Below are 15,533 nucleotides of genomic sequence, written 5' to 3'. Positions count from 1 at the left end.
ACTTCCAGCGCTGGCATGGAAACCATTAGTAACGAGATAATGATTGATCTTGTTACCGACTATATTGCCAACATGATTACTTGCGGGCTGCGCGCGCCTGTTGCGCCGCCGTGACAAGGGCAGCCACGCGGGGCTTGTCAGCCGCCATGGCAAACTGGTCGGCAGTCCAGCCATGGTCGCTCTTCAGAGTGGGATCGGCGCCCCAGGACAGCAGCAGCTTGACGGCCTCTTCCTGCCCTTCGCGGGCGGCAAACATCAGCGGCGTGATATTGGTGGTGGCGCGTGCATCAACCACCGCCTGGCGGTCAAATAAAATCTTCATGATGGGCAAGTCACCGGCCGAGGCCGCATAGTGCAAAGCCGTCCAGCCCGGTTGATTGACTTTGGCGCCCTTGGCCAGCAAGGCTTCCACCAGCGCTTGCTTGTGCTTGTAGGCAGCCAGCATCAAGGCCGTATTGCCATTCGTAGCCGGCGTTTCCAGGTTGATGCCTGGCGTGTTCAGCAAAACCTGGAAGACCTTGTCGGCATCATCGCGCACGGCCAGCACCAGTGCGGGTTCATCGTAGACCGTGGAGATCAGATTGGGATCGATGCCGTCGCTCAGCATATCGCGCACGCCGTTGGCATTATCGACCGAGACGGCGCGGAAGAAAGACACCGGATCGGGCGCCGCCTGGACAGCAGTTATGGCAGCCGTCATGGCGGCCGCGATGGCCATGCGCAGAACTCGATTTAGCATGAAGAAATCACCGTACCTGGTTGAATAATTTGAAGAAATTATCAGTCGTCTGTTCCGCCACCTGGGCCAGTGGTATGCCTTTCAAGGCCGACAGATACTCGGCCACATGGGCGACATAACCGGGCTCGTTCATGCGGCCACGGAAAGGCACGGGCGCGAGGTAGGGCGAGTCCGTTTCGATCAGGATGCGCTCGAGCGGCACTTCCAGGGCGACCGCCTGCAAGTCCTTGGCGCTCTTGAAGGTGACGATGCCGGAAAACGAAATATAGAAGCCCATGTCGATGGCGGCTTTCGCCACTTCCAGCGATTCGGTAAAGCAATGCATGACGCCAGCTACGCCGCCGTCCGCCACGCCAGCGCCCTCTTCGCGCATGATGCGGATGGTGTCTTCACTGGCTGCTCTTGTGTGAATAATCAAGGGCTTGCGCGTGATTCTTGAAGCTTTGATGTGAGTACGAAAACGCTCGCGCTGCCACTCCAGGTCACCGGTCAAACGAAAATAATCGAGACCCGTCTCGCCGATGGCGATGATCTTCGGATGATCGGCCAGGCGCACCAGGTCTTCGACCGATGGTTCAGGCGTGTCCTCGTAATCGGGATGCACGCCGACGGACGCGAAAATATGGGGATACTGCTCGGCCAGCGCCAGCACCTGCGGAAAATCCGGCAAGTCCACGGACACGCACAAGGCGTGCGTCACCTTGTTCTCGGCCATCTTGGCAAGAATCTCGGGCATGCGAGCAGCCAGCTCGGGGAAATTGATATGGCAATGGGAATCGATATACATAAGGCAGGATTGTACCGGAGGGCGGGCAAACTGGCAGGGGAAAGCGGGAATCCTGCAGGAAGCCGCCTATTGCCCCTTTGGTGGCTGCCACAGTTCCACCTTGTTGCCTTCAGGATCGATCACCCAGCCGAACTGGCCGTATTCCGAGTCAGGCGCCTTGTCCAGCACCTGGCAGCCTTCGTCGCGCAAGGCTTGCAGCAAGGCGTCGAGGTTGTCGACGCGGTAGTTGATCATGAAGGATGCCTTGCCGGGGGCGAATTGCTCGCGGTCACCGCCTACCGACCAGATGGTGCTGCCGCCAGGATCATTCCAGCTAAACGCCGCGCCGCCCCAGGCTTGCACGTCGATGCCAAGGTGGCGCTGATACCAGGCGCGCAGCGCGGCCGGATCCTGTGCGTGGAAGAAGATACCGCCGATACCAGTGACGCGCTTCATATGATCTCCGTTCAAGACTAGTTGCCTGAACTCTAGCACGCCCGGCTTGCTTAGCCTACCCGCTTGCCCAGGATAATCAGGTCGCGTTCGACGCCGTCCAGGTTCGCCACTTTCGGCAGGTTGGCCCAGATCTCGAAACCGAATTTCTTGAACAGAGCGAGGCTGGGGGCGTTGTGGCCGAAAATAAAACCCAGCACCGTGTGCACGCCCACCGATGGCGCGTGGGCGATGGCCTGCGTCAGGCCGTAAGCGCCTATGCCCTTGCCGCGCGCGGCTTCGGCGATGTAGACGGACAACTCGGCCGTGCCCGAATAGGCGGGGCGGCCATAAAAGTTGGAGTAGGACAACCAGCCCAAGGGCAAAGGCTCGGCGGACGTATCGTCGGCCGCTTCGATGATCCACAGCGGGCGGCGCTCGGGCGTGTGCTCGTGGAACCAGGCCAGGCGCGACTCGACCGTGACCGGCTCCGTATCGGCCGTCACTTCGCGCGAAGCGATGGTGGTGTTGTAGATGGCGACGATGGCAGGCAGGTCGGCAAGCGTGGCGATGCGGTGGCGATAGCTCATATTATGGATTAAATAATGAATTCAAGTGATTGATTTTACTGACAATTCGAGGCGTAATCGAGCAGCATGTCTTCCAGGAACAGCTTCGGCGACAAGGGGTGTTCGGCAATCGCGCGGCGCTCGTTGGCAGCCTTGATGGCAGCCATGAGCTTGCTCACATTGATGCGTCCGGCCAGCGCTTCGAGCTCGCGCCGATGGCGCGGGTAGTAGCGTACGGTGCCCGACAGCTTGATCGAGAACAGGTCGTACAGCCAGCGCTGCAGGGAAGCGACCAGCGGCGCCAGCGGCGCTTTCTGCAATTTGTCGGCCGCCTTCAGGGCCGCTTCCACGCCGGGGTTGGCCAGCACCTGCAGCAATTGCTCCGTTTCTTCGCGCCCGCCCGACTCGGACTGGGCCAGGGCCGCCAGCGGTGCGCCGCCCTGCTCGCGCAGCCAGCTGTCGGCGTCGTTCAAGCCTTGGCCCTTGAGCCAGGCCAGCGCCTGTTCGTGGCTGGGCATGGGCAAGGAAAATTTGCGGCAACGCGACAAGATCGTCGGCAGCAAGCGGTCCAGGCTATTCGATGCCAGCAGGAATACCGTGCCCGGCGGCGGTTCTTCCAGGGTTTTCAGCAAGGCGTTCGAGGCCGGCGTATTGAGCGCCTCGGCCGGATACAGCACCACCACGCGCAGCCCCTGGCGGTGGGTAGAGATATTCATGAAATCGGCCAGGTTGCGTATCTGCTCGATCTTGATATCTTTCGATGGCGTCTTGCTCTTGGCGCTTTTCTTCGCGCCCTCGCCCTCGCCTTCGCCCTCGTCGGCGATCTCGTCTTCCAGCGCTTCCGGGCGCACGCGGCGGTAATCGGGATGGTTGCCCTGGCTAAACCAGCCACACGACGCGCAGGCGCCGCAGGCGTGGCCATCGGGCCGCACGTTTTCGCACAGCAGCGCTTGCGCAAAGTGCTCGATAAAGTCAGCCTTGCCTATGCCCTGCGCGCCATGAAACAAAATGGCGTGCGGCATGCGCGGGCGCAGCGCCTGCAATTGCAGCCAGGCATCTTGCTGCCACGGGTAGAGTTGACTAGTCATTATATTCTTTCAAAATCAACGCGTTACCAGACTTTTCTCAAGCAAGTCATCCAGTAATTGCGCAAGCTGCACTTGAATATCTGCAATGCTTTGCGTGGAATCGATGATGCGAAAACGCGCGGGGAACTGTGCCGCGCGGCGCAGATATTCATTGCGCGTGGCGGCAAAGAAGTCGGCCTGTTCCTGCTCGAATTTATCGAGCGCGCGGGTGGCGTCCAGACGCGCACGCGCCACGGCCAGCGGCACGTCGAACAGGAAAGTGAGGTCTGGCTGCAGATGCGGGTGTACCCACGCTTCCAGCGCTTCCATCTTGCTGATATCCAAACCACGCCCGCCACCCTGATAGGCGAAGCTGGCATCGCTGAAGCGGTCGGAAATCACCCATTCACCAAGCTCCAGCGCAGGCGCGATCACTTGCGCGATATGTTCGCGGCGGCTGGCAAACATCAGCAAGGCTTCCGTTTCCAGATGCATCTTTTCATGCAGCAAGAGTTCGCGCAGTTTTTCACCAAGTTGCGTGCCGCCCGGTTCCCGTGAGGAAACGAGGTTGACGCCGCGCTGGCGCAGGTAGTCGCTCACAAAGCCGATATGCGTGGACTTGCCCGCGCCGTCGATGCCTTCGAAGGTGATGAAGCGGGCTTGATGTTGTTGTGTCATGAAACGTCTTTTGAAAATATTAATCGTCAGCAAACTCAGCGCTGGTATTGATTCACGGCGCGGTTATGGTCGGGCAAATTGGCCGAGAACTGGCTGGTGCCGTCGCCGCGCGCCACGAAATACAGCGCTTGCGTGCGGGCCGGCGCCAGCGCCGCCGTCAGCGATTGCGCGCCCGGCAAGGCGATCGGCGTGGGCGGCAAGCCACCGCGCGTATAGGTATTGTACGGGGTGTCCGCTTCGAGGTCGCGTTTGCGGATCTTGCCCTGGTACTTGTCACCCATGCCATAGATCACGGTCGGGTCGGTCTGCAGCAGCATGCCTGTTTTCAGCCGGTTGACGAACACGCCGGCAATCATGGCCCGCTCGGATTTTTGCCCGGTTTCCTTTTCCACGATGGAGGCCATGGTCAAAGCCTGGTAGGGATTCTTGTACGGCAAGGCGGGATCGCGCTTGTCCCACGCTTCCATCAGCCGGGCGATCATAGCCACGTGCGCCTGCTTGAAGATTTGCATCTCGCTGGCGCCCTTGGCAAACAGATAGGTGTCCGGGAAGAACAAACCTTCGGGCTGCGGATATTCGGGACTGATTTTCGACATCAGCTCCGTATCGCTCAGCGATTCCGTATCGTGCTTCAGGCCCGGGTGATTGGCCATCGCCAGGCGCATCTGTTTGAAAGTCCAGCCTTCGATGATGGTCAGCGATTCCTGCGCGAACTCGCCGCGCGCCAGCTGCGTGATCAGGCGCTGCGGCGTGGTGCCCGGTTTCAACTCGTAGGAGCCGGCCTTGATCTTCGAGGTCTTGCCTTCCAGGCGAGCCAGCAGGTTGAACAGGATGGGCATGATGGGCACGCCCGCGTCCGCAATCTGCTGGCCCGCCGCATGCGCGCCGCTACCCGGCGTGATCGCAAAGGGAATCGCATCGCCTTCCGTGGTGATGGGCTGCTGGGCCCAATACACAAAACCGCCACCAGCACCGATGGCGACAATCACTGAACTGACTACCAATTTTTTAAAGAAGGCCATTGTTCCAATTCTGTTATGCGAGTTATTCCAGAGCATCCAAAGATGACTGCTACTGCGCTTCGTTTAAGCAAACACTTGATCATTCATTTGTGAATAAAAGCACCGTAAAAAACAGCAATTCTTGCCATTGTCGACGCGATTTTCGCGACATCACTATAATGAACCCGTAATGATAATGCTTAATCGCTGATCTAATGGAAAATATGGATAACTGGAATCAATTTTTAATCGCGCAAGGCGCCCGCTCCACTCAGCTGGACGGTGCCGTGCCTGACACCAATATCGCCGATTTCGGCCAGACCCTGAGCACGGCCCAGTTGCAGGATGGCTTCGTCTCCGCCGTCACCGACCAGGGCCTGATCGGCATCACTGGCGACGATGCAGCCACTTTCCTGCACAGCCAATTGACCAACGATGTGGAACACCTGAACCAGCAGCAAGTACGCCTGGCCGGTTATTGCACGCCGAAAGGCCGCTTGCTGGCCAGTTTTCTGATGTGGCGCAACGCCACCACCATTTATCTGCAATTGCCGCGCACCATACAGCCAGCCATCCAGAAGCGTTTGCAGATGTTCGTGCTGCGCGCCAAGGCCAAGCTGCATGACGCTGCCAGCGATGAAGCGACACAAGTCGTGCTGGGCCTGGGCGGCCAGCGCGCCAACGCGGCCCTTTCCATCTGGTTCGAAACGTTGCCAAGCACACCATGGAGCAAGGTCGAGCACGCGCTGGGCACTTTGCTGCGCGTGGCCGATGCCTTTGGCCAGCCGCGCTATCAGTGGCTGCTGTCGGCGGCCAGTGTCCATGACGTTTGGCCGCAATTGGCTGGCGCGCTGAACAAAGGCGGCAATGACGCCTGGCGCTTGTCGGAAATCCATGCAGGCTTGCCGCAAATCAGTTTGCCGACGCAGGAACAGTTCGTGCCGCAAATGGTCAACTTCGAGTTGCTCGGTGGCGTGAATTTTAAAAAAGGCTGCTATCCGGGCCAGGAAATCGTTGCGCGCAGCCAGTACCTGGGCAAACTCAAGCGCCGCACCACCCTGGTCAGCATCGCGGATGCCGACGCACAAGCGGGTAGCGAGCTGTTCGCCGTCAGCGACCCGGATCAGCCATGCGGCATGATCGTCAATGCTGCAGCGAATGGCGCCGGTGGCGTCGATGCGCTGGTGGAAATGAAGCTGGCCGCCATCGAGCAAGGTTCCGGCGAAGCAGGCGCAGTACGCCTGGGCTCGGCCCAGGGCGCAGCCGTACAGTTCCTGGCCATGCCTTACGTGCTAGACGCACTGGATCTGTGAGCCGGCCATGAAAGATCTGTATATTTATTACCAGGTAAAAGACGAGCACGCGCAAGCGCTGGAAGCACGGGTGCGCGCCCTGCAAGCCAGGCTGGCGGAACAATCGGGCGTGGCGCCGCAGCTGAAGCGCCGCCCAGACAGCAAGGACGGTTTGCAAACCTGGATGGAAATCTATCCCGTCGTCGGTGAAGGCTTCGCCGACGTACTGGCTGCGGCAACCGAGGAAACGGGCTTGCTGGCCCTGACGCATGGCCAGCGCCATACGGAAGCCTTCATGGATTTGCCCCCATGTGCCTGATCGTCTTTGCCTGGAAAGTCAATCCGCACGTACCGCTGATTGCCGCCGCCAACCGCGACGAATACTACGACCGCGCCAGTGCCCCTGCCGGCGCCTGGCCTGAGCACCCGCAAGTCTATGCAGGCCGCGACCTGCAGGCGGGCGGTAGCTGGATGGGCATCACCCAGCCTTCCCGGGAAGGCGGGCGTTCGCGCTTTGCCGCCATCACCAATATCCGCAGCCCGAAGGATCACCGCGACGATGCGCCCTCGCGCGGCGCGCTGGTGGCCGACTACCTGGCGGGCAGCATGACGGCGCAAGAATATGTTGCGCAGATCGCAGCGGGCGCCGACGCCTACAACGGTTTTAACCTGGTGCTGGGCGATAGCGATACCCTGATCTGGTTTTCCAACCGGGGCCAGGATGACGCCCGCAATGGCCAGCCTTTGGCGCCGGGCATCTATGGCTTGTCGAACGCCCTGCTCGACGCGCCATGGCCCAAGGTCTTGAAAACCAAGGCCCAGTTCGCCAGCCTGCTGTGCCAGGGCGCACCGGACGACGCGTATTTCGACATGCTGGCCGACACCACGCGCGCGCCCGACTTCCGCCTGCCCGACACCGGCGTGCCGCTCGACCTCGAGCGCGTGCTGTCCGCCGTCTGCATCGAAACGCCGGGCTACGGCACCCGTACCTCCACCGTCGTCAAGCTGTACGCCGATGCGCCGGGCGAGTTGCATGAGCTGCTGATTCAGTAACTCCCCCCAATAGCAGAGACCGGGGTCGGACCCTCAGGGACTTGGCGTCCCCGTCCGGCCCCAGCGTTTGCTTTAGGGGTAAAAGTGACGCCAACTTAAGCTCCTTGCCTCTCCGGCAGCCGTTAATCTTCCGCAAATAATGCGTTTTTTCAGCCACGAAAACGTTTGCGCAAAAAAAGAAAGCGCTTGCGCAAGCGCTTTCTTTTGTTTACGATGGATTCAAAGCGGCATAAAACATAGCCGCACAGCACTAACAACAAGAATATTCTGGAGACACCATGGCCACCATGGAAGATGTAGCAAGGGCGGCAGACGTATCGTTGTCGACCGTCTCGCACGTACTGAACGGCACCCGCAAGGTCAGCCCGAAAACCGTCGCTGCCGTCAACGCGGCGATGCAGCAGATCGGCTATGTGCCCAATATGCTGGCGCGCGCGCTGGCCGGTTCATCGTCGGGCACCATCGGCGTGGCCATTTCCGCTTTCACCAACCATTACTTCAGCGAAACCGTGCGCGCCATCGAGGCGGCCTGCACGCGCCATGGCTTGATGATGCTGTTTTCCGATACCCACGACGATCCGGCCCAGGAATTGAAAGTGGTGCAAAACCTGCACCAGCGCCGTGTCGATGGCATCGTGCTGGCGCCCTCGGGCGATCCGGACAAGCTGGCCCTCAATTACCTCAGCAGCAACAAGATCGCTTCCGTGCTGGTCGACCGCATGTCGCCATTGCCGTTTGACCAGGTCGGCGTGGAAAACGTCGAAGCCACGGCGCAGCTGGTCAGCCACTTGATTACCGTGCACGGCCACCGCCGCATCGGCTTTATTGCCGGCGCGGCAGGCTTGTCGACCACCAATGAACGCGTCGAGGGGTATCGGTTGGCATTGGCGCGCGCTGGCATCACTTTCGACCCTGCCCTGGTGCGTTCGGGCGACTCCAACCTGGCGCGCAGCGGCGCGGCCACGCGTGAGTTGCTGCAACTGGAGCAGCGCCCCACCGCCATCGTGGCGGGCAATAACCTGATGACCATCGGCACCATGCATGCGCTGCGCGACGCGCATATCGCCGTGCCGCAAGAAGTGGCGCTGGCCGGCTTCGATGATTTCGACTGGGCCGATTACTTCAGTCCGCGCCTGACCGTCATGGCCCAGCCGCTGGAAGAACTCGGTTCGATGGCGGTCGACCTGCTGATCGAACGCATCGCCAATCCGGGCCGCGCACAACACGCGAGCCGATTGGCGCCAACCTTGCGCATACGCAATTCCTGCGGCTGCGCTTAAACCAACCTCTTTCTACCGTGCCGACCTCTGAACACATGGACAACGCGATCTCGCTGGGCATCGACCTGGGCACTTCCGAACTGAAAACCGTGCTGATGGACAGCAAAGGCGCCATCCGCGCGCAAGCTTCCGTGCGCCTGGGCGTCAACCGCCCACAGGCGGGCTGGTCCGAACAAGACCCGCAGGACTGGTGGGCTGCCTGCGTGCAAGCCTTGAGCCAGCTGCGCGCAGCCCATCCGCAAGACTACGCCGCCATCCGCTGCATCGGCCTGTCGGGCCAGATGCATGGCGCGGTGCTGCTCGACAAGCACGATGACTGCATCCGCCCCGCCATCCTGTGGAACGATGCGCGCGCCCACGTCGAAGCGGCGGCCCTGGCGAGCGACTACCCTGCGTTTGCTCTCGTTACGGGCAGCCTGGCCATGGCTGGCCTGACCGCGCCCAAGCTGCTGTGGCTGCAGGAACATGAACCACAGGCGTTTGCGGCGATTGCCTGCGTGCTGTCGCCGAAAGACTATCTGCGCCTGCAATTGACGGGCCAAAAAATCACCGACATGTCGGATGCGGCCGGCACCTTGTGGCTCAATATCGCCGAGCGCGCCTGGTATGGCCCGATGCTCGAAGCGAGCGGCTTGCGTGTGGATCAGATGCCGCCGCTGGTCGAAGGCGATGCCGCCACCGGCACCGTGCACACTGTCAGCACCTTGCTGCTGGGCTTGCCTAGCGGCGTGATCGTGGCCGGTGGCGGCGGCGACAATCCTGTCTCGGCCGTCGGTATCGGCGCCGTGTCCGCTGGCGACAGCTTTATTTCACTGGGCACCAGCGCGGCGATTGTTTCCGTCACCGAACAGCCGCTGGGCAACCCGGCCGCCGGCGTGCACAGTTTTTGCCACGCCCTGCCCGGCCGCTGGTACGCCATGGGCGCCATTTTGTCGGGCGCCAGCTGTCTGCGCTGGGCCACGGGCGTGCTGGGGATGCCGAATGAAGCGGCCTTGCTGGCGCTGGTCGAGTCGGCCTTGCCGCTGGCCCAGGGCGTGCCATCGTCCGCGCCACTGTTCCTGCCCTATTTATCAGGCGAACGCACGCCCCACAATGACCCGCAAGTGCGCGGCGCTTTTTTACAGTTGGGCCATGATAGCAATACCGCGCAACTGGGTTATGCCGTGCTGGAAGGCGTGGCCTTTGCCCTGCGCGACGCCATGGCGGCCGTCACCTCGACCGGTGCGAGCGTGCCGCACTGCCTGCTGGTAGGCGGCGGCGCGCGCAGCCAGTACTGGGCGCAGTTGCTGGCCAATGTGCTGGGCGTGGAAATGCGCACCCTGCATGACAGCGAATTGTCGGCCAGCATAGGCGCGGCCAAGCTGGGTTTTGCCGCCATCGGCGAGCGTGGCCTGCTGGAAACCGGCCTGGCCATCAAGAATACCTTTGCACCGGATGCCGCACAACATGCGGCCTTGCAAGTGCGTTATCAGAAGTACCGCAGCCTGTTTCCCGCCGTACAGGCTTTACATCAAGCAGCGTAGTTTCCTGCGCTCTGTATTTATAAGGACGAATAGCGATGAACCAACTGCAACAATTGAAGCAACACAGCACTGTGGTCGCCGACACCGGCGACTTTCTGCAACTGGCGCGCTTTGCCCCGCAAGACGCCACCACCAATCCATCCCTGATCCTGAAGGCGGTATTGCAGCCTGAGTATGCTCCGCTGCTGGAAAGCACGGTCGCCGCCCACCAGAGCGCCTCGCTGGAAGATATCGTCGACCAGGTGCTGGTGCGCTTCGGCCTGGAAATCCTGAAAGTGGTGCCGGGACGCGTGTCGACCGAAGTCGACGCCCGCCTGAGCTTTGACACCGCCGCCACCGTAGCCCGTGCACGCCGTTTGATCGCCCTGTACGAAGCGGCCGGCATTGCCCGCGAACGTGTCCTGATCAAGATCGCCGCCACCTGGGAAGGCATACAGGCGGCCCGCGAACTCGAGCGCGACGGCATCTTTTGCAACCTGACCCTGCTGTTTTCGTTTTGCCAGGCGGTCGCCTGCGCCGACGCCAAAGTACGTTTGATCTCGCCATTCGTGGGCCGCATCTACGACTGGTACAAGAAATCGGCCGGCGCCGCATGGGACGAAGCGGCCCGTTCACTGTCTAACGATCCGGGCGTGCAATCGGTAACGCGCATCTACGATTACTACAAGCAACACGGCATCGCCACGCAAGTGATGGGCGCCAGTTTCCGCAACACGGGCCAGATCACGGCGCTGTCAGGCTGCGACCTGCTGACCATCAGCCCCGACTTGCTGGCCAAGCTGGAAGCGTCCGACACGCCGTTCGAGCGCGCACTGGGCGGCAACGCCGAAGCGCAACCTGCCGTGCATTACGACGTAGCGGCATTCCGCTACGCCATGAACGACGACGCGATGGCAACCGAGAAACTGGCTGAAGGCATCCGTGGCTTCGCCGTCGATGCAGGCAAGCTGGACGCCATGATCAATGCCTTGCGCAGCAAATAGAAGATATCCAGCAACAAACTATGAATCATAGTTAAAAGATAATCAATTTTCACCCTGCAGTACGTTACACCTAGTGCCTGAGTTTATTTCAACACAATAAAAACCTTGGAGATTCATATGAAAAAGATTCTTACCGCCTCCCTGCTCATGTCCATCGCCTGTGGCGCGTTTGCCGCCGACAAGCCCTTGAAATCGATCGGCATCACCGTCGGCGACCTGGCCAATCCCTTCTTCGTGGCCATCGGCCGCGGCGCCGAGGAAAGCGCCAGGAAGATCGGCGGCCCTGGCGTGAAAGTCACTACCGTATCGAGCAAGTATGACTTGAACACCCAGGTCGACCAGATTGAAAACTTTATCGCCAACAAGACCGACATCATCATCCTGAACGCTGCCGATTCCAAGGGCATCGGCCCGGCCGTGAAAAAAGCCCGCGATGCAGGCGTGATCGTGATTGCCGTCGACGTGGGCGCGCAAAACGCGTCGGCCACCGTGATGTCGGACAACACCATGGCAGGCGATGTCTCGTGCGCCTACCTGGCCAAGCAGATCGGCGGCAAGGGCAATGTGGTCATCATCAATGGCCCACCGGTCACGGCCGTGATCGACCGCGTTACCGGTTGCAAGAAAACCCTGGCAGGCTTCAAGGACATTAAAATCCTGTCGGACAACCAGAACGCGGGCGGCAGCCGCGATGGCGGCCTGACGGTGATGTCCAACCTGCTGACAGCCCATCCGAAGATCGACGCCGTGTTCGCCATCAATGACCCGACCGGCATCGGCGCCGAACTGGCCATCAAGCAAGCCAAACGCACTGACATCAAGCTGATCACGGCTGTCGATGGCGCACCGGACGGCCAGAACGCGCTGAAAAACAAGGCCGGCCTGTTTGCCGCCACCGCCTCGCAAAACCCTTACCGCATGGCGGCCGACGCCGTGCAAGTGGGCTACGACATCATGAATGGCCGCGCGCCGAAACAGACGACGGTGCTGCTGCCTACGCCTATCGTCAACAAGGAAAACGTTGCCGCTTACGCCGGCTGGGTGAAAAACTAAGCAAGCTTGCACCACGTGGGATTCGCCAGCGTCGCCATGACGGTGGCCAATCCCAGTTTCAACAGCGAGGACACGTCATGAGCGACGATATTATTTTTGAAATGCGCGGCATCGAGAAGCGCTTCGGTGCCACGCGCGCGCTGCGCGGCGTGCACCTGGTGGTGCGCAGCGGCGAAATCCATGCCGTGATGGGCGAAAACGGCGCCGGCAAGAGCACCCTGATGAAAATCCTGTCTGGCGTCTACACGCCGGATGCAGGCGAAATCCTGCTCGATGGCAAAGCCATCAAGATACGCAGCCCGGGCGAAGCACGCGCGCTGGGCATCAACCTGATTTACCAGGAACTGAGCGTCGCCAAGAACATGACGGTGGCGCAAAACGTGTTCATGGGCAGCGAGCCGCAAGGCCGCTTCTGGACCGTCAATGCAGCCGAGATGCGCGAGCGCACCAACGCCATCCTGGCCGACCTCGGTTCACGCTTCCATGCCGACAGCATGGTCAGCAGCCTCTCCATTGCCGAACAGCAGCAAGTGGAAATCGCCCGCGCGCTGGTGCACAAGAGCCGCATCCTGATCATGGATGAACCGACGGCCGCCCTGTCCGACCGCGAGACGGAACAATTGTTCCGCATCATCGAAGCCCAGCGCGACAAGGGCCTGGCTGTGCTGTACATCAGCCACCGCATGGCCGAAGTCGAACGCCTGGCGCGCCGCATCACGGTGCTGCGCGACGGCGCTTATGTAGGCGAACTGGGCAAGGATGAGCTGGATCAAAAGAAAGTCGTGCAAATGATGGTGGGCCGTTCGGCCGACGATTTTTACCAGCACCAGCGCCGCAGCACGCGGGGCGCCGAGCGTTTGCGCGTGGAAAACATGAGCGGCGGCAAGGTCAAGCCTGCCTCCTTGAGCCTGCACGCGGGCGAAGTGGCCGGTCTGGCAGGCCTGGTGGGCGCGGGCCGCACAGAATTGGCGCGGTTGATCTTTGGCGCCGACAAGAAACAAACGGGCCAGGTCTGGCTCGACGGCGAGCGAGTGCAGATTACGCAACCGCTGGTGGCGATACGCCACGGCATCGGCTACCTGCCGGAAGACCGCAAGAGCCTGGGCTTGTTCATGCAATTGTCGGCGATGGAAAACATGTCGATGAACATTTTGTCGCAGCACGCCACGGCTGGCGTGGTCAACCATGGCGCATTGACGGAGCTGGCGCGCGAATCGATCGCCAGCCTGAACGTGAAAGTGTCGGGACCGGAAGGCATCGTGGGCGGCTTGTCGGGCGGTAACCAGCAAAAAGTCTTGCTGGCGCGCTGGCTGGCCATCAAGCCCAAGGTGCTGATACTCGACGAACCCACGCGCGGCGTGGACGTGGGCGCGAAAAGCGAAATCTACAAAATCATCCACCAGCTGGCTGATGCGGGCACGGCCGTGCTATGCATTTCCAGTGAACTGGCCGAGCTGGTCGGCATCTGCGACCGGGTGATGGTGATGTGCGAAGGCCGCTTGACCGGTGAAGTCACGGGCGACGATATCACGCAGGAAAAGATCCTCGCCTACGCCACCCTGGTAGAAGCAGCTTAAAGAAAATCAATAAGGAGATTCATCATGACTACCCCTACTACCACCCGCGGCGCCGCCGCGCGCGCCCGCGAACCGTTCAGCGCATCTGGCCTGATGCGCCGCCTGGGCATGCTGCCCGTGCTGATCGTGCTTTACCTGGCCATGTATGGCTTGACCGTGTATTTTTCGGGCGATGGCCAGTCGACCTTCATGAGCAGCAATAACACCATGAACATTTTCCGCCAGGTATCGATCAACATCGTACTGGCATCGGGCATGACCTTCGTTATTTTGACCAGCGGCATCGATTTGTCGGTCGGCTCCGTGCTGGCTGTCTCGGCCGTGGCAGGCATGCTGATGTCGCTGTCGGCCCAGTTCGCCGGCTTCTCGATTCCCATGTTCCTGGTGGTCGGCCTGCTGCTGGGCGCCTTGAACGGTGCGCTGGTGGCGCTGGTAGGCTTGAACCCCTTCGTCGTCACCCTGGGCACCATGACCGCCCTGCGCGGCGCAGCCTATTTGCTGGCCGATGGCACCAGCGTGCTGAACACGGAAATCCCCAGCTTCGAATGGATGGGTAACGGCAGCTTCCTGGCCATACCCTGGCTGATCTGGCTGGCCGCGCTGGTCGTCATCATCACCTGGTTCATCTTGCGCAAAACCACCCTGGGCCTGCATATCTATGCGGTCGGCGGCAACGTGCAAGCGGCACGCCTGACCGGCATCAAGGTCGGCCTGGTATTGATGTTTGTCTACACCATCAGCGGCCTGTTCGCCGGCCTGGGCGGCGCCATGTCGGCCAGCCGCCTGTACGCCGCCAACGGCAACTGGGGCTCAGGTTATGAACTGGACGCCATTGCTGCAGTGGTGCTGGGTGGCACCAGCCTGATGGGCGGCGTCGGTTCCGTCTGGGGCACCGTCATCGGCGCCCTGATCATCGGCGTGATGAACAACGGCCTGACGATCCTGGGACTGTCATCGTTCTGGCAATATGTGGCCAAGGGCGTGGTCATCGTGCTGGCGGTGATACTCGATAAATGGCGCCAGTCGCACGCGCAGAACTGATCAACAGCTGGTTTGTCGGGTTACGCGCCATGCGCTAACCCGACCTACGTTTAAAACTGCAGGCGCATCTCCACATGCGCAATCCCCGCCTCTTCAAACTGCTCCCCCTGCTGCACAAAACCATGACGCGCATAGAATGGCGCGGCAGCAGCCTGGGCGTTCAGCACCACAAAAGCATCGCCCCGCTCCTGCGCCTTGCTCATCAGTAACTGCAATATCTGGCCACCCACACCCGTACCGCGCCCCACCTTGCGCACCGCCATGCGGCCAATATGGCCATCGGGCAGTAAGCGGCCCGTACCGATGGCACGGCCCTGGTCATCATAAGCAACGGCATGCAGGCAAACGGCATCCATGGCGTCGAGCTCGATTTCGGCCGGCACTTTCTGTTCATCGACAAAGACTTCAAAACGGATGGCGGACGCGTCCTGGCCCAAAGTGGCCCAGTCGCCGAGGCGGATGGTAATAGTGGTCATGAT

Annotated in this window: 17 protein-coding genes; 9 read left to right on the top strand and 8 right to left on the bottom strand. The window is 60.9% G+C overall.

Annotation, left to right across the window (positions count from 1 at the left end; translation table 11 throughout):
* Positions 1-76 precede the first annotated feature (76 nt).
* The 7 genes from HDE72_RS03635 to mltG all read right to left on the bottom strand — a co-directional run bounded on the left by HDE72_RS03635 (position 77) and on the right by mltG (position 5,273).
* Positions 77-739: an ankyrin repeat domain-containing protein gene (locus HDE72_RS03635; RefSeq protein ID WP_183737374.1), complete on the bottom strand. Its 663-nt coding sequence runs from the start codon at positions 737-739 to the stop codon at positions 77-79.
* Positions 740-746: 7 nt separating this feature from the next.
* On the bottom strand, positions 747-1,526 hold the full coding sequence (locus HDE72_RS03630; protein ID WP_183737373.1) for a TatD family hydrolase: 780 nt from the start codon (positions 1,524-1,526) through the stop codon (positions 747-749).
* A 66-nt stretch (positions 1,527-1,592) separates the two neighbouring features.
* Entirely contained in the window at positions 1,593-1,961 is a 369-nt protein-coding gene (locus tag HDE72_RS03625; RefSeq protein ID WP_183737372.1) for a VOC family protein, read from the bottom strand.
* A 50-nt stretch (positions 1,962-2,011) separates the two neighbouring features.
* Positions 2,012-2,527, bottom strand: a complete 516-nt coding sequence (locus tag HDE72_RS03620) for a GNAT family N-acetyltransferase (RefSeq protein WP_183737371.1) — start codon at positions 2,525-2,527, stop codon at positions 2,012-2,014.
* A 35-nt stretch (positions 2,528-2,562) separates the two neighbouring features.
* A complete protein-coding gene (locus HDE72_RS03615) occupies positions 2,563-3,594 on the bottom strand; it encodes a DNA polymerase III subunit delta' (protein ID WP_183737370.1) in 1,032 nt (343 codons plus the stop codon).
* Between the two features lie 15 nt (positions 3,595-3,609).
* On the bottom strand, positions 3,610-4,251 hold the full coding sequence (gene tmk, locus HDE72_RS03610; protein ID WP_183737369.1) for a dTMP kinase: 642 nt from the start codon (positions 4,249-4,251) through the stop codon (positions 3,610-3,612).
* A 35-nt stretch (positions 4,252-4,286) separates the two neighbouring features.
* Positions 4,287-5,273 carry an endolytic transglycosylase MltG gene (mltG, locus tag HDE72_RS03605; RefSeq protein WP_183737368.1) on the bottom strand — a complete coding sequence of 329 codons (987 nt, stop codon included), beginning with the start codon at positions 5,271-5,273 and terminating at the stop codon, positions 4,287-4,289.
* A 194-nt stretch (positions 5,274-5,467) separates the two neighbouring features.
* Between mltG and ygfZ the strand changes: the two genes are divergently transcribed.
* From ygfZ to HDE72_RS03560, 9 genes are all read left to right on the top strand, one after another.
* Positions 5,468-6,565: a CAF17-like 4Fe-4S cluster assembly/insertion protein YgfZ gene (ygfZ, locus tag HDE72_RS03600; protein ID WP_183737367.1), complete on the top strand. Its 1,098-nt coding sequence runs from the start codon at positions 5,468-5,470 to the stop codon at positions 6,563-6,565.
* Between the two features lie 7 nt (positions 6,566-6,572).
* A complete protein-coding gene (locus tag HDE72_RS03595; RefSeq protein WP_183737366.1) occupies positions 6,573-6,863 on the top strand; it encodes a DUF4936 family protein in 291 nt (96 codons plus the stop codon).
* A complete protein-coding gene (locus HDE72_RS03590; RefSeq protein WP_183737365.1) occupies positions 6,854-7,597 on the top strand; it encodes an NRDE family protein in 744 nt (247 codons plus the stop codon). The genes HDE72_RS03595 and HDE72_RS03590 overlap by 10 nt, the downstream gene beginning before the upstream one ends.
* Before the next feature lie 278 nt (positions 7,598-7,875).
* The gene (locus HDE72_RS03585) at positions 7,876-8,877 is read left to right on the top strand and encodes a LacI family DNA-binding transcriptional regulator (RefSeq protein ID WP_183737364.1); all 1,002 of its coding nucleotides are present in this window, start codon (positions 7,876-7,878) and stop codon (positions 8,875-8,877) included.
* A gap of 47 nt (positions 8,878-8,924) precedes the next feature.
* Positions 8,925-10,400: a xylulokinase gene (gene xylB / locus HDE72_RS03580; RefSeq protein ID WP_311735198.1), complete on the top strand. Its 1,476-nt coding sequence runs from the start codon at positions 8,925-8,927 to the stop codon at positions 10,398-10,400.
* Positions 10,401-10,435: 35 nt separating this feature from the next.
* Positions 10,436-11,383: a transaldolase gene (gene tal / locus HDE72_RS03575; protein ID WP_183737362.1), complete on the top strand. Its 948-nt coding sequence runs from the start codon at positions 10,436-10,438 to the stop codon at positions 11,381-11,383.
* Between the two features lie 117 nt (positions 11,384-11,500).
* Positions 11,501-12,436: an ABC transporter substrate-binding protein gene (locus HDE72_RS03570; protein ID WP_183737361.1), complete on the top strand. Its 936-nt coding sequence runs from the start codon at positions 11,501-11,503 to the stop codon at positions 12,434-12,436.
* Positions 12,437-12,513: 77 nt separating this feature from the next.
* Positions 12,514-14,013, top strand: a complete 1,500-nt coding sequence (locus tag HDE72_RS03565; RefSeq protein ID WP_183737360.1) for a sugar ABC transporter ATP-binding protein — start codon at positions 12,514-12,516, stop codon at positions 14,011-14,013.
* Between the two features lie 24 nt (positions 14,014-14,037).
* Positions 14,038-15,054: an ABC transporter permease subunit gene (locus HDE72_RS03560; protein WP_183737359.1), complete on the top strand. Its 1,017-nt coding sequence runs from the start codon at positions 14,038-14,040 to the stop codon at positions 15,052-15,054.
* Positions 15,055-15,104: 50 nt separating this feature from the next.
* Here the strand turns inward: HDE72_RS03560 and HDE72_RS03555 are convergent, their stop codons facing one another.
* Complete coding sequence (locus HDE72_RS03555; RefSeq protein WP_183737358.1) at positions 15,105-15,530, bottom strand: GNAT family N-acetyltransferase; 426 nt, start codon at positions 15,528-15,530, stop codon at positions 15,105-15,107.
* Positions 15,531-15,533: the final 3 nt, after the last annotated feature.

The organism is Janthinobacterium saanense (genome assembly GCF_014200675.1).
In the GTDB taxonomy this organism is placed as follows: Bacteria; Pseudomonadota; Gammaproteobacteria; order Burkholderiales; family Burkholderiaceae_D; genus Janthinobacterium.
Note: the sequence above shows the minus strand (reverse complement) of the source record. Positions and strands in the feature narration are given on the sequence as shown.